The 18,331-nt window shown below is 44.0% G+C and carries 17 protein-coding genes; 13 read left to right on the forward strand and 4 right to left on the reverse strand.

The features are described from left to right. The 13 genes from A3738_RS25630 to A3738_RS25690 all read left to right on the forward strand — a co-directional run. On the forward strand, positions 1–781 hold a 781-nt coding region (locus A3738_RS25630), incomplete at its 5' end, for a VWA domain-containing protein (RefSeq protein ID WP_068763954.1). A 187-nt stretch (positions 782–968) separates the two neighbouring features. Then, positions 969–1,454, forward strand: coding sequence for an AraC family transcriptional regulator (locus A3738_RS25635; RefSeq protein ID WP_156502687.1), 486 nt, complete (start codon positions 969–971; stop codon positions 1,452–1,454). Positions 1,455–1,503: 49 nt separating this feature from the next. Next, the gene (locus A3738_RS25640; RefSeq protein WP_156502686.1) at positions 1,504–3,093 is read left to right on the forward strand and encodes a hypothetical protein; all 1,590 of its coding nucleotides are present in this window, start codon (positions 1,504–1,506) and stop codon (positions 3,091–3,093) included. Beyond that, positions 3,093–5,996, forward strand: coding sequence for a tol-pal system YbgF family protein (locus A3738_RS25645; RefSeq protein WP_068479709.1), 2,904 nt, complete (start codon positions 3,093–3,095; stop codon positions 5,994–5,996). Before A3738_RS25640 ends, A3738_RS25645 begins: the two co-directional genes overlap by 1 nt. Then, positions 5,977–6,570, forward strand: coding sequence for a tetratricopeptide repeat protein (locus A3738_RS25650; protein WP_068479711.1), 594 nt, complete (start codon positions 5,977–5,979; stop codon positions 6,568–6,570). The genes A3738_RS25645 and A3738_RS25650 overlap by 20 nt, the downstream gene beginning before the upstream one ends. Then, positions 6,567–6,872, forward strand: a complete 306-nt coding sequence (locus tag A3738_RS25655; RefSeq protein ID WP_068479713.1) for a hypothetical protein — start codon at positions 6,567–6,569, stop codon at positions 6,870–6,872. The genes A3738_RS25650 and A3738_RS25655 overlap by 4 nt, the downstream gene beginning before the upstream one ends. Positions 6,873–6,923: 51 nt before the next feature. Further along, positions 6,924–7,553: a MotA/TolQ/ExbB proton channel family protein gene (locus A3738_RS25660; protein ID WP_068479715.1), complete on the forward strand. Its 630-nt coding sequence runs from the start codon at positions 6,924–6,926 to the stop codon at positions 7,551–7,553. A 24-nt stretch (positions 7,554–7,577) separates the two neighbouring features. Beyond that, positions 7,578–8,567, forward strand: a complete 990-nt coding sequence (locus A3738_RS25665) for an AgmX/PglI C-terminal domain-containing protein (protein WP_068479717.1) — start codon at positions 7,578–7,580, stop codon at positions 8,565–8,567. A gap of 199 nt (positions 8,568–8,766) precedes the next feature. Next, positions 8,767–9,684, forward strand: coding sequence for a zeta toxin family protein (locus tag A3738_RS25670; RefSeq protein WP_082878490.1), 918 nt, complete (start codon positions 8,767–8,769; stop codon positions 9,682–9,684). After that, positions 9,672–10,517, forward strand: a complete 846-nt coding sequence (locus tag A3738_RS25675; protein WP_068479719.1) for a mannosyl-3-phosphoglycerate phosphatase — start codon at positions 9,672–9,674, stop codon at positions 10,515–10,517. Before A3738_RS25670 ends, A3738_RS25675 begins: the two co-directional genes overlap by 13 nt. A gap of 38 nt (positions 10,518–10,555) precedes the next feature. Further along, positions 10,556–11,779: a glycosyl transferase gene (locus A3738_RS25680; protein WP_068479721.1), complete on the forward strand. Its 1,224-nt coding sequence runs from the start codon at positions 10,556–10,558 to the stop codon at positions 11,777–11,779. Between the two features lie 15 nt (positions 11,780–11,794). Beyond that, the gene (locus A3738_RS25685; protein WP_068479724.1) at positions 11,795–13,588 is read left to right on the forward strand and encodes a sugar phosphorylase; all 1,794 of its coding nucleotides are present in this window, start codon (positions 11,795–11,797) and stop codon (positions 13,586–13,588) included. A gap of 90 nt (positions 13,589–13,678) precedes the next feature. Next, on the forward strand, positions 13,679–14,089 hold the full coding sequence (locus A3738_RS25690; RefSeq protein WP_068477510.1) for a helix-turn-helix domain-containing protein: 411 nt from the start codon (positions 13,679–13,681) through the stop codon (positions 14,087–14,089). A gap of 48 nt (positions 14,090–14,137) precedes the next feature. On the opposite strand, the gene galU is transcribed toward A3738_RS25690, so the two are convergent. From galU to A3738_RS32165, 4 genes are all read right to left on the reverse strand, one after another. Next, complete coding sequence (galU, locus tag A3738_RS25695; RefSeq protein WP_068479727.1) at positions 14,138–14,971, reverse strand: UTP--glucose-1-phosphate uridylyltransferase GalU; 834 nt, start codon at positions 14,969–14,971, stop codon at positions 14,138–14,140. A gap of 201 nt (positions 14,972–15,172) precedes the next feature. Continuing rightward, positions 15,173–15,877 (reverse strand): NrdJb, encoded by a 705-nt coding sequence (locus A3738_RS25700; protein ID WP_068479728.1) that lies wholly within the window; start codon positions 15,875–15,877, stop codon positions 15,173–15,175. Positions 15,878–15,926: 49 nt separating this feature from the next. Next, the gene (locus A3738_RS25705) at positions 15,927–18,065 is read right to left on the reverse strand and encodes an adenosylcobalamin-dependent ribonucleoside-diphosphate reductase (RefSeq protein WP_068479730.1); all 2,139 of its coding nucleotides are present in this window, start codon (positions 18,063–18,065) and stop codon (positions 15,927–15,929) included. A gap of 59 nt (positions 18,066–18,124) precedes the next feature. Continuing rightward, positions 18,125–18,331 (reverse strand): hypothetical protein (locus tag A3738_RS32165; RefSeq protein ID WP_231876766.1); only part of this gene is annotated, 207 nt, incomplete at its 5' end.

Raw genomic sequence — 18,331 nt, forward strand, 5'->3', positions numbered from 1 at the left:
CTCTGGTGGTACCTCACCTTTCGGCCAAAACGGTTACAACCCTGAAGGGGTTCGAATTGGTCAGAAGAAAGGGCGCCATGGGAAGGCTGTAAAGGTATGGGAAAAACGCGGTTATAAAGATTTGGATGGAGATATAACGCTCGGCATCCGAAACATAAAGGTCGCTCTTCGCCGTCTTAGAAAGTTTGCGCGCCAAGGCGCCGCTGATCAGTTGGATCTTGATGATACAATTCGTTCAACAGCGCGTAATGCTGGTTTTCTCGATCTCAAGCTTGTGCCAGAACGCCATAACGCAGTGAAGGTTCTTTTATTCTTTGATATCGGTGGCTCTATGGATCCTCATGTCAAAGTATGTGAAGAACTATTCTCCGCTGCTCGTGTTGAGTTTAAGCACATGGAGTACTTTTACTTCCATAACTTTATTTATGAGAGTGTCTGGAAAAATAACCTGCGACGCAGTAATGAGACAACCGCGCTTTATGATGTGCTGCATAAGTATAGCTCTGACTATAAGGTAATTTTCGTAGGCGACGCCGCAATGGCTCCCTATGAAATCACGCAAGCAGGTGGCAGTATCGAGCATTGGAACGAAGAGGCGGGCGCTGTTTGGATGCAACGCGTGACCGATCACTTTGATAAGGTTGTATGGATTAACCCGCTGCCAGAAAACTATTGGGGAACAGGCGGTTCGCTAGGCATTACACGCGAATTGGTTGAGGATCATATGTACCCAATGAGTATCGAGGGTCTTGAATCAGCAATGAAGTACCTCAGTCGATAACAAGCCTGCCTCTGCCGCAATTGTAGAAATACGTAAATATTAACTGAACCTATTAACCAATTCACAGCGCGAAGTCTTCATGTTGGTAGACTTCGCGCTAGTCCCGTCTTTTTGGCGTTTATTCAAAAATCATATAGGTATCAGGTCCTTGAAGTTACTAGCTATAGTAGTGACTAGCTGTCTTCTGTTGAGTCAGGTAGTCCACGCGAATAGTGATCAGACTCAGAACAATCAAGATCTAAAGGCTGAGGCTAGTCAACTTAAACAATCGATTATCGAACTCAATCAAGAATTGCATGCACTTGAACAGGCAATGATTTATCCGCCAGAGGTTAAGTTCGGTGTATTTTTGAGTCTCGATGACAAAACTCGATTCAAACTAGATTCAATTGAATTGTTTGTCGATGATGCACTTATTTCAACTCACTTATATCAAAATAGCGACATACAAGCTCTGTTAAACGGTGGAGTGCAGCAGCTATATCTTGGCAGTGTTGCCCCAGGTCAGCATAAGCTTACCGCTAGCTTCAAGGGACAAGGAAGAAGTGGGGGATATTTCAAGCGTAAAAAATCATTGAAGTTCGATAAGACAAAAAACGCGAGATATATCGAACTTATCGTGTCGGAACGACCCGGTATTGGTGAGCCAGTGTTCAAAGTGAAGCAGTGGTAATTTGTAAGATATGACTGCCATTTTTAAGTTTGCTGTCGGATGCCTCCTCATGGGTTTCTCTACCTTTGGGTTTGCTCTTCCTGACGATCTACAAAAGCGGATGGTTCAATTTCACTTTGAGAGAGGTGATTACGCTAGCACCTTGTCGTCTATTTCTAAGGACGAATACAAGTCCTATCCCGTTATGACCGCAGTTGCTCAAACACAGTTGGGGCTAACACCTTCCTTTACGATCGATCAATTAAAGCAACATTTGAAAACGTCAGATACACCTGACGTGGATCGTCTTCGTATAGCCAACATGCTTTATAACCAAGATGACTGCCGCACTGCGGTAAGGTATTTAAAAGGTAAAGCACCGAAACTAAGTCCTTCATTACAATCTCTTCGGGCTTACTTGCGAGGACAATGCTTCATCGAGTTAGGGAAGAATAATTTTGCTGCTCAGTCGCTTAGTATTGCCTTAGAGGGTGAATTATCCGCAGTGGCTTATTACAACTTAGCGACTGATTATGCCTTTAATAGCCGAAACCCGAAACGTGCGTTAGTTTCTCTGCGTGTAGCCAGAGACATGACAAACAATGGCGAAAGCGCAAATGAGCTCACGAATAGAATCAATCTTGGCGCAGGGGCGCTTTATCTCAAGCACGATAAACCAGATATGGCGGTGCGATTTTTTGATGAAATGGATATCGGTTCTGCTTATGCGACACAAGGTCTTTATCTATCAGGTTTAGCGAAGGTAGAGTTGAAAGATTACCGTGCAGCCGTTCAAGTCTGGCAAGCTAATCTGCAACATAATCTTGCTGAACCAGGTGTTGCCGAGTCTTTACTTGCTCTTCCAAATGTACAAGCACAATCTGGTTATCAAACCCTAGCGCTAGAGTCGTATCTCGCCGCGAGTAAATTGCTGCAACAAGAGCGCGCGCAGCTAGCCAAACTAAAGAAGGCCTTAAAAAAATACGGAGCAATTGAAGTATTACTAAGGGAGAGTTCTCGAGAGGACTTGGCTTGGTTTCTAGGTAATAGTGGTGTTGGGAATACTATTAAAAATGGTTACCTTCGTTTCCTGTACGACGATGAACCATCCTTGTATTGGATGCAACTTTACTCTGATATGCGGTTATATGAGTCGAACTTGCAAGGATTCAGCGCCAAACTAAAGGCTTTGCGCACAAACTTAAAAGCACAGGGACGAGTAAATAACAGCACCGAATTAAACAAAGCAGCTCGAGAACTTACCAAGCGAATTCAAGCTGCACGCGACACGCTGAGTAAAATCGAGCAGCGACTTCCCCCTAACAGCACATCGAGAACATCAGATACACTGAGTGCTCTTGAAACTCGATTGGCGAGCTTGCCCCCAAGAGTAAACGACCGCAAGAAAGCGATACCTGAACATATACAAAGCATCGATAAAGCCTTGAAAAAAATTGACGCGCTGACCGTTAAGATTGCAGCACTTTATTCTAGAATCGATGGTGCATTCACTAATGACGCGAACAATGCCTTTGAACGTTTTGATGAGCGACTGCATAAGCATTACGAGCAAGCCGAACTTGGTTTTATACAAATACTAGAATCTCACGCCCGTCTGACTACAAAACGAACAAATCTGCTTGATGGGAGGTACCAATAGTGCCTTGGCTGATCGTTTGTGTGTCAATTCTTGCTTCTCTGAACTCAAGCTATCTTTTGGCAAATGAGAGTTTTACTGTCAATTTTGGCGAGTCTGCGAAAGCGGAGAAGATTGGTGATTTACGACCTCGTGTTTTAGCGCTCGATAAGAAACCGATTCCCGATGTCTCGGTTAAATATGTAATGAAACGCTATCGAAAGCTTTTCGAAACCGCGCAAAGTCCAGAAGTACGTATTGAAGCATTGAATCGCTTGAATAATTTGAGCGCGAGTTATGGCGTATCAGAGAAAGGTCTGACGGTAGATCCTTACGTTCACGCTGACGTCGTGCTCGATACCTATCAAAAGATTGTTGATTCTGGTGATACATATCAGCGCATGGATGAGTTGTTGTATCAGACAGCAAAAGCAACAGCATTTACGGGTGACATACTAGAATCGATCAAGCGATTAGAATTACTGGTTGGGCTATATCCAAATTCAAAACTCGCTGATGAAGCATTGCTGCGCTTAGCGGAGGGATATTTTGATTTGGCCGATTTTAATCGAGCACGCGACTACTACGCGAAGCTACTTAAAAAATCGAAAGCTCCAAGAATGCGAGCCTATTCTAATTACAAGTTGGCATGGGCTGAGTATCGCTTGGAAGATAATAATGACGCCCTCCAAAGGCTTAGTAACTTTTTTGATGCATTTCCTGGTATCTACTCAAGCTTGTTGACGACAGATTTGACGGTTATTCCTTTTCGGACTTCTAGCCATCGTGGGTTCGATATAGATCTTGATAAAAATATCCTTAGCGACGGTATGCGTTTACTTGCTTTACTCAACGAGCAGGGCGATTGGATGCGCAATATTTCGGAGACTGCGATTGCGCTAGGAGGACCTGAAAGGGAACCCATAGTATTAAGAGCCTTGGTGGATCACTACGCAAGTAAAAAACGTTACTTCGATGCGGCGAGTTTGATAGCGCAATACACTGATAATGCTACAACCGATCAGGAATTGTTTTTTTATAATTTAAAGGGCATCGAATTATATCAACAGGCTGATAGGAAAATCGAAGCTTGGAAGGCAAAAGCGGCGTTGGTACAGCGGTTTGGAATTCGTTCTGATTTTTGGAAAACGGCGCAGGCACGCGTAAAAGCAGATATCCGTCCCAGCCTTATTGATGTGACTGAAGAACTCGCTCATCTTAATTTTGTTCGAATGCAAGAGCGAAAAACGCGCGATCAAAGAATGTTGCGATCGGCAAAACAGGCAGCGAGTTACTATTTACAGCTATCAGCACTTGAGCAAATGAAAAATGGCGCTTCTGAGCAAAACCACGAAGCGACTTATTTGGCAGCGCAGGCATTACAGCGCGGCGGGCAGGCTAGCAAAGCATCAGACCTATATGAAAGGCTGGCCTACAATAACGCATCACTAGACTTTAAATCAGATGCGGCATATAGCGCATTGATCAGCTCAGAACAGGCTTTGCGCAAAACGCTTGGCCAAGATAATGCTATTAAATCGACACAATGGGCAGACAAGCAGTTTGAATTAGCAAACAAGTTCATTAGTACTTTCTCTCAAGATAAAAGAGCACCAGAAGTGGCGTTAGCGGTATCGAATTTTTATCAAAACCAACAACAGTTTGATGCGTTGATCACCTTCCTCACGGGGTTTGAGCGGTTTAGCGAAGCCTCTACAGAACAGCGGCTGACAGCTGAGCTGACAAGAGCTGGTGTTCTATACAATAAGGCCTTAGATGCTGATGGCTACACCTTTGCTGAGCGCGCTTATCGTAATGTGCTTTCTATTGCGGAGTCTGATCCCGAGTATGCGCTTAACACTAAACGAAAAATCGCTATCAACGCAGCCCTTGCTAATTCACTTTATCAGCAAGGTAAGAAGAGTGGTAAAAGTAAGCGCGCACTTGATGCATATCTTAAGGTCTATGAAGAGTTCCCTTCAGACCCGCTTGCACCTGACGCCTTATTCAATGCAGCGAGTATTGCGGGGAGCACAGAGGATTGGGATCAAGCGGTCCGAACTCATCGTCTGTTTCAAGTCATGTTTCCAAAACATGAACTTCAAGCTACCGGTTTAACGCAATTAATTTATGCCTTGGAGCAAGAGGCGCTTTATATCGATGCAGCAGAGTCTTTGTTCGCACAAGCCAAGCAACAGAAAGCAATTGATGCAGCGCTGTCAGCAGAATCCGCTTATAAAGCTGCGCGATATTTTTCTGAGAATAGCGTTAAAGAAAAAGCAACCGAAGCCTATGAGTGGGTGCTCAAAGAGCACCCTAAACGTTACGATATTGGCATAGAAGCATTAGCATTTATGTTTGAAACGTCAGAAGTGGAAAGTGCGCATGAAAAAGCGTACGCAGTGCGCATAGCGGAATACGTCGAAGATAACAAACTCGATACCTCACGTGCGTTGACGCTCGGCGCGCAAGCAAGCCTATTTTTGGCCGAACAACAAAAAGCCCGCTTTACCGACATGTCATTGTCGCAACCGTTTGCGAAATCCTTACGCACAAAAACCAAGCAGCTAGATCAATGTACAGTTGCGTATAAACGCGTTGTGCAGTTTGGTGTCGAGACCTACACAGAGGCGGCGCGATTTGCGATGGCGGATATATATCAGATTCTCGCGCATGACATTATGCTATCCGAGCGTCCGAAAGGTTTAAATGCTTTAGAGCAAGAGCAGTATGACATCCTATTGGAAGAGCAAGCCATTCCAATCGAAGATGAAGCGATTGCACTTCACGAGCTGAACATTAAGGCGAGTCCGAATCACGAACTCAGTGGTTGGGTTAAAGCAAGCTATGACGCGCTTCAAGAGTTAAATCCAGGTATGTACAAGCGGCCAGTAACCGGAGCAGATTATGCGACATTTGATTTTTAGTCTGTTTTTGATTGGATCAATTAGTGGGTGCGCGACGAAAGACGTCAGCCAGAATATTTCTGTTAAGCCACAGACTCCAGTTTCGATCTCGGATAAAGATAAAGCGAGCTTCATGGAATTGCAGTCGTTAATGCAGGCACAGCAATTCGAAAAGGCGCTAGTTCTGATTCAGAAATTGTTAGTTGATTACCCTTTACTGCCTGAGCTTCATGTGAATAAAGGTGTGGCCTTACTTAGACAATCTAAAACAAAAGAAGCGGTTGTAGAGTTTGAACGTGCGACTTCTATTAATGACGAACTAGCCCAAGCGCACAGCTTTCTTGGAGAAGCATTTTTAGCGCAAGGTCAAATTAAGCGCGCAGAGCAATCCTATCTCAAGGCATTAGCGCTAGCGCCAGATACCCTTTATGCCCATTACGGGTTAGGTGTTATATATGATTTGTACCTGTTTGATTTTGATAAAGCTGAGCGGCATTACTTGGCTTTCTTAGAAGGAGCAGACGGGCGAGCACAAGAAGATCAAATAAAACATGTAAAGTTGTGGGTTAGACTGCTCAAAAGGAAATCTGCATGAAGGGATTACACATTATTCAGTTTTGCTCTTTAGTGTTGATGCTATCCTACGCCAGCTTTACAACAGCTAATGACAAATCATCGGAACAGATTAAGACTATTTCAATCATTGGTAATTCTGAATTACCTAAAGTCGAATTAGCGCTGCCATGGAGAATATCTGGCTCAGCGGACCCAACTAAGATCGAATTAGACCCTGAGCCAATGCCTGACGTATTAAAGCCAATTTCGATGGATAAGCATAAGCGTAAAGTTTATTTTCACCATTACATCCAAATGCCAAAGTCATTTGGATCACAATAGATTTGAGTTGCTCTTAATCGATCGACAGATAACAAAAAAGGAGTAAGGTTTTTGGATACCGTAGTTAAGTTTTTTCAAGATGGCGGCATGTTCATGTATCCAATTGCGTGCATATTGCTATTCGGCTTCGCCATTACGGTTGAGCGATTTATTTTTCTAACGCGGGCGAAGTCAACAAATAGAAAAGTGTTTGAAAACGATTTGCTCCCCTTGCTTGTAAAGGGCGATTTCGTTGCGGCGGGTGCCAAAGCGCGTGAAGGAACGAGCGCAATCTCAACAATGCTTGATATCGGTTTAACGCGTTTTAATTCTGGACGATCTAGGGACGAAATTGAGTATGCGATGGAAGAATCGTTAATGGAGATCTTACCTCGCCTTGAGAAACGTACGCCGTTTCTCGCGATGCTCGCAAACGTCGCAACCTTGCTAGGTCTCTTGGGAACCATTATCGGTTTGATTGCGGCTTTCACAGCGGTTGCAAACGCGGACCCAGCGCAGAAAGCGACCTTGCTTTCGCAAAGTATCTCTGTCGCGATGAATACAACTGCGTTCGGTCTAATGGCTGCAATTCCGCTTTTGATGGTCCACTCGTATCTTCAGGCTAAAACGAATGAGATCGTTGATAGTTTCGAAATGGCGGGGATCAAAGTGCTTAACCTCTGTGCTTCAACGCAAAAATAGTTAGAGCATAGAAAGTACTTTCAGATGTCTTTAGTAGTCGCTCATCATAATTTGCCATGGTCGCAATCGCATTCAGAGCAGCGCGTCTTCTCTGTTGCGCTCATGCTTGGGTTAGTGCTTTTAATCGCTGCTGCCTGGTTTATTGATAATTATGAAGTGCCTGAACCTGATAGAGAGAGTCTCGAGCGCTTGCCGCCTCAATTGGCTCGTTTCGTAAAGAACGAAAAGCCAAAAGTTGCGCCAAAGCCTATACGTAAAAAGGAATTACCTAAACCGAAGGCTGAAGTTAAACCTAAGCCGGTAGCGAAGCCAAAACCTAAACTTGAGCCGAGGCCTGTTCCTAAGCAGAAGTCTAAGGAATCGATTAAAGCGCAACCCAAAAAACGAGTGGAAACCCAGAAGAGCACCGCGGAACAAATAAAACAGGCACGAGAAGTCGCAAGTAATAGTGGTTTGCTTGCTATGCAAAGCCAAATGGCAGCGCTATCGAGTTCGGTCGCCGCATCAGGCTTCTATTCTTCAGCGAAGCAAGTAAAAGCCGAGTCAGGGCCATTAAGTATCGGTTCACCGGATCAGTCTGTATTGAGCAAAACCTCGAACGCAACAGCTCAGTCGGAACAGCAAATCGATACACGCCAAGCAACATTGGACGATCAAGAATATTCAACGCTGCAAGTACGTGAAGAAGAAAAAGCCCTCGCACTCGCGGAGAAAAACGCAGGAAAGACGCGAGATATGGCTGAGGTGCAACTCGTTGTAGAGGGTGTTCGCTCAACATTCAATTTATTGTACAACCGGGCACTGAGAGACGCCCCATTCCTAGAAGGTGCGTTAACACTTAAAATAACTATTTTGTCTTCTGGATTAGTTTCTTCTGTCGAGGTGCTTGAAGACACGCTCGGTGACCCAAAACTCGTCGCCAAACTGGTTGCGCGAATGAAGCTGACTAATTTCGGGCCATCAAACGCACCAGAGTTGGTGCACGTTCTACCATTTAATTTCCAGCCTAGCTAAATCAACGTTAATTTTGCCTCATAATGGTGCGCACGGCGTGTCGTTACTACCTGATGCGCAATTTTAGTTCGCTTAACTGTCAGGTTGCTTTCCATCAGACCCTACGCTTAAACGCTTTGGCGCATCAAAGACCATTTGGTATGCATCATGCACTAGTTACGATACGTGATACGCAACAAGTGAACGGATCGAGATCATCGTGCAAGTGATAGATAAATTCTTAGAAGAAGAGCGTCTGCCAAAAAGTTTTAGAAACACAGCCTCGCGATACTTCGATCCCGTTGTAGATGCTTTGCTACGCTATCGGGCGCCCATGAAAGAACCTGTGTTTATTGGGCTAGTTGGTTGCCAAGGGTCAGGCAAATCAACCCTTTGTAAGTATTTTGCCAATTCATTAAAGGAGCAGGGTGCGAAAGTCGTTAGTTTGTCACTCGACGATTTTTATCTTGGAAAACTGGATCGTAAGCATCTTGCTTTAAGTGTCCATCCTCTGTTTGCAACGCGCGGTGTACCATGTACACACGACGTATCTAGGATTCGGGAAGTTCTTGAAGCCCTTCGAGAAAATACAGGGGAAATCAAACTGCCAGCGTTTAATAAGGCGACCGACGATGTAGTCCCTGCTGAAAACGAAATCGTCGTTGCAACTAACCCAGATTTTGTAATTTTTGAAGGCTGGTGTTGGGGCGTTGAAGCCGTTGATGAAGCCTTACTAGATGCACCATGTAACGCGCTAGAGGAAATTGAAGATCCTGAACGAATATGGCGTTTAGAAGTTAATCGTGCATTGCGTCAAAGTTATGAGCCGCTGTATCGCTTTTTTGATCTGTGGTGTTTTTTAAAAGCGCCGTCTTTTGCTTCTGTTTACGAATGGCGACTACAACAAGAGAAGAAATTAATAGACACGCTCAAGCCAGAAGATGCTGCTGATGGAATTCTTGATGAGAAAAGTTTGAAGCGTTTCATTGCACATTATGAACGTCTGACTGAGCGTTTGTTAGATACATTTTCTACCCGAGCCGACATCGTTTGGGAGCTTGGGGGCGACAGGCATGTCCAACACATGCGCGTACAGGGAGAAGTCGCTAAAAAAGGATTTGAATTATGCGGCCATTAAACGACATCTTAATCTTTACGGATTTAGATGGCACCTTACTAGACCACGAAACGTATAGTTACAAAGCTGCGCAAGGCGCAATCACGGTGCTTCGCGAACGCAACGCTCACATTATTCCTGTTACAAGTAAAACGCGCGCTGAAGTGATGATCTTGAGGGCTTCACTGGAATTAAACACTCCGTTTGTTGTAGAGAACGGCGCGGCCGTTTTCATTCCTAAATCTCAATTTGAGTTTAATCACGACTCACTCTTAGATTGCGATGAATTTTGGTGCAAGGCTTTTGGCCTCCCAAGAGAGCAACATCAAGACCTGATGAGTAAGCTTTCACGCGAGCTTCAAGATTGTTGTATGACGTTTGGGATGCTTGGAAACAAGCAAATAGCGGAAGTAACCGGTCTGAGTCTAGATCATGCTGCGTTAGCGAATCAAAGAGAATATTCTGATCCTATTTTATGGCAGGGGTCAGATGTCCAAAAGAGTCAACTTCGCAAAGAAGTAGAAGGGCTTGGCTATAGAATTCAAGAGGGTGGGCGCTTTCTACATATCACAAACGGATATGACAAAGGAAAGGCTTTAGTTTGGCTAAAACAACAATATATTTGCAACAACGCAAACACACCTTTCAGAGCCATTGCGCTCGGCGACAGTGACAATGATATAGACATGTTAGAGGCCGCCGATCAGGCAATAGTAATCAAGAATCCTAATAAACCGACGCTGATGCTTCCGTCAGACATTAATGAAATCAGAAGTGCAAGTGCAGGGCCTAAAGGTTGGGCTGAAAGTTTGAGTAGCTTTTTAGACTTAGATCTAGGTGAGCCCTCATTGTAAATAATAACCAGCAGACATAGAGCTTAAGCGAGTAAAAAATGGCTGACTTTTATCAAAATGGCATCATAACAACGTTACATAATCTAAGCTGTCGGTCGTATGAAGACCTCGAGAGGGAGCTGGAAGATTTTGCAACAAAACGTCCGATGGGGCTGATCTTGCCGTCTCTATTTTCTGAGTTAGAAGGGGATGCGCTACCCAAAATTATCGATTTACTTAGCGAGGTGAAGTACATCGGTGAAATTGTGATTGGTTTAGATCGCGCTAGCCTTGATCAGTATAAATACGCTTTAGGTTTTTTCTCAAAATTGCCACAACGTCATCGCGTGCTTTGGAACGATGGACCGCGATTACGTCAACTCGACGACGAGCTGCAGGCCCTCGGTGTTGCGCCTAAAGAAGCAGGTAAGGGCAGAAATGTATGGTATTGCATGGGCTATACCTTAGCGTCGAACCGATCAGAATCGGTTGCCCTGCATGACTGTGATATCGTCACCTATGATAAAGAACTTTTAGCGCGCTTAATCTACCCAGTTGCCAATCCGCATTACAATTATGAGTTCTGTAAGGGCTACTATTCTCGAGTCGCTAATGGAAAAATGAACGGACGTGTCAGTCGTTTGTTAGTGACACCATTATTACGATCTTTCAAAAGCGTTATTGGATATCGTGATTACTTAGAGTACATGGATAGCTTTCGTTATCCATTAGCTGGCGAGTTTTCGTTCCGTATCGATGTCTTAAAAGATATTCGAATTCCAAGTGATTGGGGCTTAGAGATTGGGGTGCTTTCAGAGATGTACCGCAACTATGCGCACAACCGTCTTTGCCAAGTTGATATCGCACACATATACGACCATAAACATCAGGATCTGTCTTTACACGATGAAACAGGCGGCTTGTCAAAAATGTCTATCGATATTACCAAGGCACTCTTCAGAAAACTCGCGACGCAAGGCGAAACATTTACAACAGAGACGATACGCTCCTTGAAAGCGACGTATTACCGGATTGCGCTTGATTTTATTGAAACCTACTACAATGACGCGATGATGAATGGTCTTAAGTTAGACGTTCACCAAGAGGAAAAAGCAGTCGAGATGTTTGCCTCAAATATCATGAAGGCAGGACAGCACTTTTTAGATAACCCGATGGAGCGCCCCTTTATCGCGAGTTGGAACCGGGTAATTAGTGCGATGCCAGATGTGCTTGAACGACTCAAGGATGCGGTTGAGAAGGACAACGAAGAATTTGGTTTATAGAAGTAAGGTTCGAATATGAATGATGTCTTGCAGAAACTTGATGCAAAACTCAGTGATCAGCTCGAGTTCATTTATGGCCCCTTGTTGTCGGGCACTGATATTGACGCGTTAAAGCGATCTCTCTTGCAAACAATGAATCTGGTTGATGAGCAGGGTGTGTTTTTGGGAGCGGAAACATCACCAAAACCGTACACCAATCATTGGAGCGAAAAAGATGCCATCCTCATAACCTATGGGGATAGCGTGTCAGAAGGAGCTTCGGTGCTTGCTTCGCATAAGCAGAAGCCGCTCGAGAGTTTGGGCTATTTTTTAGATAAGTACTGCAAAGATATATTCAATTCCGTACATATACTTCCATTTTATCCTTACAGTTCTGATGACGGTTTCTCGGTTATTAACTATGTCGAAGTGAATGATTCGCTTGGGGATTGGGGGCATGTGCAGTCGTTATCGCAACGTTATCGCCTTATGGCCGATGTGGTCATCAATCACTGTTCGGCTCGAAGCCAATGGTATGGTAATTTCATAAAGGGACAGGGCGAAGGGAATGACTACTTCTTTACGAGCGATCCTGCGCTGGACCATTCTCAAGTTGTTCGACCTAGAACATCGTCGTTGCTTAAAGAACAAGAAACGGCAGACGGAACAAAATATGTCTGGTGTACGTTTAGTCATGATCAAATCGATTTTGATTTTCGAAACCCTAAGGTTTTAATCGAGTTTGCGAAAATACTTAACTTCTATCTAGATCAAGGGATTCGCATATTCCGTTTCGATGCGATCGCATTTCTTTGGAAGAAGGCGGCAACATCTTCGCTTAATTTGCCTGAAACCCACGAAATCGTTCGTTTGCTCAGGACTTTGATCGAGCATAAGTGCCATGACGCAGTCATTATCACGGAAACGAACATTCCTAATAGAGAAAACCTTTCGTATTTCGGAAACGCGAACGAAGCGCATTGTGTCTACAACTTCTCATTGCCACCTTTGCTCGTGAACACCTTAATTACTGGGTCTAGTCATTATCTTAAGCAATGGATGATGAGCATGCCGCCTGCCCAGAACGGTACCGCATACTTTAACTTTATTGCCTCGCACGATGGTATTGGACTTCGTCCTGCTGAGGGTTTGTTATCCGATACTGAGATCAATACTTTTGTAAGCACCATGTTAGGCTTTGGTGGTAGGGTCTCTATGCGGGCGTTGGAGAATAATCAGAATAAGCCCTATGAAGTGAACATCTCTTTGTTTGATGCATTGCAAGGTACAACGAAAGGGCCTGACAAGTGGGGTGTGAAACGTTTTGTTTGTGCGCATGCATTAATGTTGGGCTTAGAAGGGATTCCGGGGATTTATATCCATAGTCTGGTAGGTACTCGAAACGATTATCAGAAACTAGAACACACCAAACACAATCGTTCGATTAATCGTCATCGATGGGAATTGAGTGAGCTTGAGTCAGAATTGGCCAATGAATCGAGCACACATTCGAAGATATATCATCAAATTTCAAAGATGCTTGAGATTAGAACCAAACAAGCGGCTTTCCATCCAAACGCAACGCAGTTTACCTTGCATTTAGGGGAGTCAATTTTCGGTTACTGGAGGCAAAGTACGGATCGACGCCAAAATATATTCTGTATCTATAACATCTCAGATACAGAGCAAGACATTCATTTAAGCGAATTGAATATTACGGAGTTTGATAGTTGGGTCGATTTGCTCTCAGGTACTGTGATTACTGATATCGACGGTGTTGTAAATATGCGTCCCTACGATGCCTTATGGATTAGCAACCAAAATAGTTAAGGCTTATTTTTCTATATAAATTAGCTGCTTAGTGCAAGATTTGATGACACTGCTATAGTTATAAGAATAGTTATTTTAAAGTGCGAATCCATGAAGTATCTACAGAGTTTTAGTAAGCAGCTACGCTTCTTCCGTGAAACACATAAGCTGAGCTTGTCTGATATTGCGAATCTATGCTCGGTTGATGACTCAGTCGTAAAGGCATGGGAAGATTCAAATGCTCAGGTGTTCCCGAGTTTAGAGAACCTACTCGATATTTGTTTTAAAACAGGCGCATCTTTAGAGTACTTTTTAGATGTTCCAAGCGCGCACCAATTTCCACAACTCGATTTGCCCGGCATTGATGAGCCTGAATTTTCAGACCTAAGTGATTCATTGAATGAGTTAGATAAACACTTGGATGACGCTCTTCCCAAACAGCAAGAGTTGGCGTTGATAAAACGCTTTCGAAAAAGCGACCCTCAAAACCAAGAGTTAATACTTCAACTCATGGGCTTATAAGACAAAAGGCAGCCAATTGGCTGCCTTTTGTCTATAGAGATATTTAGCTTACTCTGGCGTATATACGTTTTCGTATACGTAGTTCGTAGCCTTTACAAATCCATCTACACTGCCGCAATCGAAGCGCTGACCTTTGAATTTATACGCAAGCACGCAGCCTTTCTTAGCTTGTGTCATAAGTGCGTCGGTAATCTGAACCTCTCCGTTTTTACCTGGAGGTGTTTGTTCGATAATGTCGAAAATGTCCGGCGTAAGAATGTAGCGGCCAATAATAGCGAGGTTGCTTGGTGCATCTTCTGGTGCTGGTTTCTCAACCATGTCAGTAATGCGATACAAGCCATCTTTCATTGATTCGCCTGCGATGACGCCGTATTTGTGAGTTTGATCTGCTGGCACTTCTTGAATTGCAACGATGCTACAACGGAACTGGTTATACAACTCAGACATCTGTTTTAGTACACCGTTTCCTGGTGCATCGCCAACGCACAGGTCGTCAGCAAGTAATACTGCGAAAGGATTATCGCCGACCAATGGCTTACCTGACAAAATCGCATGGCCAAGGCCTTTCATATGGTGCTGACGTGTAAACGAGAAAGTATTGTTCTCGATAAGCCCTCGAATATCAGAAAGCATTGCTTCCTTTCCTGAACCCTGAATTTGATGCTCTAGCTCATAGCTAATGTCGAAATGGTCCGCAATTGCGCGCTTGCCGCGACCTGTTACGAAACCAAAGTTATCCATACCGGCTTCCTGCGCTTCCTCAACACCGTATTGGACGAGAGGTTTGTTAACAAGAGGAAGCATTTCTTTTGGCATTGCTTTTGTCGCTGGTAGAAAGCGTGTGCCATAACCCGCAACAGGGAATAAGCAGTTTTTGATCATTGTCGTTGTTGTCCTAAATATACAAGGTCTAGTTATAGATATTGAATGACCTGATTTGAAGCAAAAGTTCGGCCACAAATATGCCACAACCCATGCTTTTATATAAGCGTTGATTTTTACAATTTGAGTATTGTTGTCGAAATTTAGAAAGAAAAAAGGCTTACCTAAAGTAAGCCTTTTGTAATGACCGCTAGTTGGTGATTAGCCGCACTTACTGTCGCCGCAGTTTAGGCAGGTTGCACAACCGTCCATGATAATCACAGCCTTGGTATTGCACTTCTTACATAGCTGTGCTGTATCTGGGAATGGGCTTGGTTCTTCCTTAGCAGAGCTTTCTGCGGTATTAGCTTTAGCTGCTTGCTCAAATTCAGCACGTTTCTCAGCTAAAATCTGCTTCGTCGTATCGCTCATTTCTTCCGATTCGATAAGACCAATGCTCTTCATATGCTTTTCGATCACAGCGCCAATCTCAGCAACAAGCGATGGCATGAACACGCCACCTTTCTTGTAGTAACCGCCATTCGGGTCGTACACAGAAGATAACTCTTCTACCAAGAATGTAATGTCACCACCTTTACGGAAAACAGCTGAAATAACGCGCGTTAAAGCAATAACCCATTGGAAGTGCTCCATCGACTTAGAGTTGATGAACACTTCATATGGACGGCGCACTTCATGATCGGTATCTTCATTCAAAATGATGTCATTGATCGTGATGTAAAGTGCGTGCTCATCTACAGGTGTTTTTACCTTATACGTAGAGCCTAAAAGAAAATCAGGACGTTCGATCTTCTCATTCATCTCAATCGGCTTAGGCCGTTGCTCGACTTCGGCCTCTTTAATGGCTGCCGATGCGTCGGTATGAACTTGATAGCCTACGATTTTTTTCTCGATTTTAATTGCCATTGTCATATTCCTTTTTCTTATTCACTCGCTATAAGCGGGCGAATCTTGATCAGTATTTACCGTAGGTGCCTTCTTTAAGTGCGTCGAATAGATTCGCAGCGGTGTGGATTTCACCGTCGTATTCAATCTCTTCGTTGCCTTTCACTTTTACGGTTGTTCCGTCATCCAATGTAAATTCGTATAAGGTGTTCTCAAGATCTTGCTCTTTCACCAAAACGCCCTGGAATGCTTCAGGATTGAAACGGAATGTTGTACAGCCTTTTAAGCCCTGCTCATAGGCGTACATGTAAATATCTTTAAATTCTTCATATGGGAACTCTGTAGGAACGTTCGCCGTTTTAGAGATCGAAGAATCTACCCACTTCTGTGCTGCCGCTTGAATATCGACATGCTGCTTTGGCGTTACTTCATCTGCCGCGATGAAATAATCAGGCAATGCGTTGTCAGGGTTATCACTAAATGGCATTGCATCTGGATTGACCTGATTTCTGTAAGCAAGCAATTCGAATGAATAAACATCTACCTTTTCTTTAGTCTTCTTACCTTCGCGAATAATGTTACGAGAGTAGTGGTGAGCAAAGCTTGGCTCGATACCGTTACTTGCGTTGTTCGCAAGAGACAAAGAAATAGTTCCCGTCGGTGCAATCGAAGTATGGTGTGTAAAACGTGCACCTTGCTCAGCAAGCTGATCGACTAATTCTGGCTCGTAATCAGCAATACGTTGCATGTAACGGCTATATTTTGCGTGAAGAACTTTACCTTTCACTGTATCGCCTATGGAGTAACCGTCCGCGCTCAGCTCTGGGCGTTCGCGTAGTATTTCGGCAGTCACTGCGAACTCTTCTTCCATGATTGGCGCTGGCCCTTTCTCTTTACTTAGTTCAAGACCTTGTCTCCAGCCTTCAAGAGCCATTTCGCGGTTCACTTTCTCAGTGAACTCAACAGACTCAGGCGAACCATATGGCATTTTCATCATGGTTAATGTAGAACCAAGACCCAAAATGCCCATGCCATGGCGACGCTTAAAGTTAATCTCGTTGCGTTGCCCCATTAAAGGCAGGCCATTTATCTCAACAACGTTGTCGAGCATACGCGTGAAGATAGCAACTGCCTTACGGTACTTCTTGAAGTTAAATGAAGCCTTGTCAGTGAATGGCTTTTCAACGAAAGACGTTAGATTGACAGAACCAAGCAAGCAGCTGCCATAAGGTGGCAATGGTTGTTCGCCACAGGGGTTAGTTGCACGAATGTTTTCACAGAACCAGTTGTTGTTCATCTCATTAACTTTGTCGATCAGGATGAAGCCTGGCTCAGCAAAATCGTAAGTAGAATTCATAATAGAATCCCAAATCGTACGCGCTTTAACAGTGTTATAAACACGACAACCGATTAAACCTTCTTGGTTTGCGACGTACCCAGATTTAACAGGGAATGAACGGAATACAAACTGCTCAGTGTCAGTAAGGTCTAGATTCTCTTCAGCAACTTCTTCTGCTGTAACTGGGAAAGAAAGTCTCCAGTCAGCATCGTCTTTTACTGCTTTAATGAAGTCTTCAGTGATCAATAGTGACAAGTTGAATTGACGAAGACGACCGTCTTCACGTTTAGCTTTAATGAAGTCCAAAACATCAGGATGGTGTACATCGAAAGTCGCCATTTGTGCGCCACGTCGACCACCTGCTGATGATACTGTAAAACACATCTTGTCGAAGATATCCATGAACGACAATGGGCCAGAGGTGGTCGCACCTGCACCAGCAACATAAGCACCTTTAGGGCGTAAAGTAGAAAACTCATATCCGATGCCACAGCCGGCTTTTAGTGTTAAGCCTGCTTCGTGGTTTTTAAGTAGGATATCGTCCATTGAGTCATAGACTGTGCCTGAAACGGTACAGTTAATGGTGGAAGTTGCAGGCTTATGTTCGCCAGCGCCTGCATTCGACATAATGCGGCCTGCGGGAATGACGCCAGTTTCTAATGCCCATTTAAAATCTGCATATACCTGCTCGCGCTTTTCCTCTGGTTCTACAGAAGATAGAGCACGGGCCACACGTTCATAAGTTTCAGCGATTGTTTTATCAACAGCCTCGCCAGACTTTGTTTTCAGCTGGTATTTAGTGTGCCAAATGTCTACCGACGCATCTTGCATCGGGAGTGGAGAAATGAGCGGTTCGACCTTAGCGTTCATTTATGAAACCTCGTGGACGTTCTAAATGACAGACACTCTTCCTTAAGTGAGCTATCACATTAAAATGTTTTATTGGCTGCCTTACCTGAGCAACCCCTATATTTAGTGGTGGCAGAAATGTTCTCTTTCTGCTCACGTATAACCTTTAAAGCCAAGACAACTAAGCGATTACGAGGGTTCAAAGGTACAGCTATTCGTTTAGTTACGCCTGATGACGGGATAGAAGATGTATCCCTATATATAGTATTATGAATTGTTGGTTTACT

Source organism: Oleiphilus sp. HI0066 (genome assembly GCF_001635725.1).

What these genes read in the sequence shown, in the direction of transcription:
- A3738_RS25675 (WP_068479719.1), top strand. Translation starts at nt 9,672, where the DNA reads ATGCGGCCATTAAACGACATCTTAATCTTTACGGATTTAGATGGCACC.
- galU (WP_068479727.1), bottom strand. Translation starts at nt 14,971, where the DNA reads ATGATCAAAAACTGCTTATTCCCTGTTGCGGGTTATGGCACACGCTTT.
- A3738_RS25685 (WP_068479724.1), top strand. Translation starts at nt 11,795, where the DNA reads ATGAATGATGTCTTGCAGAAACTTGATGCAAAACTCAGTGATCAGCTC.
- A3738_RS25680 (WP_068479721.1), top strand. Translation starts at nt 10,556, where the DNA reads ATGGCTGACTTTTATCAAAATGGCATCATAACAACGTTACATAATCTA.
- A3738_RS25690 (WP_068477510.1), top strand. Translation starts at nt 13,679, where the DNA reads ATGAAGTATCTACAGAGTTTTAGTAAGCAGCTACGCTTCTTCCGTGAA.
- A3738_RS25655 (WP_068479713.1), top strand. Translation starts at nt 6,567, where the DNA reads ATGAAGGGATTACACATTATTCAGTTTTGCTCTTTAGTGTTGATGCTA.
- A3738_RS25665 (WP_068479717.1), top strand. Translation starts at nt 7,578, where the DNA reads ATGTCTTTAGTAGTCGCTCATCATAATTTGCCATGGTCGCAATCGCAT.
- A3738_RS25640 (WP_156502686.1), top strand. Translation starts at nt 1,504, where the DNA reads ATGGGTTTCTCTACCTTTGGGTTTGCTCTTCCTGACGATCTACAAAAG.
- A3738_RS25705 (WP_068479730.1), bottom strand. Translation starts at nt 18,065, where the DNA reads ATGAACGCTAAGGTCGAACCGCTCATTTCTCCACTCCCGATGCAAGAT.
- A3738_RS25700 (WP_068479728.1), bottom strand. Translation starts at nt 15,877, where the DNA reads ATGGCAATTAAAATCGAGAAAAAAATCGTAGGCTATCAAGTTCATACC.
- A3738_RS25650 (WP_068479711.1), top strand. Translation starts at nt 5,977, where the DNA reads ATGCGACATTTGATTTTTAGTCTGTTTTTGATTGGATCAATTAGTGGG.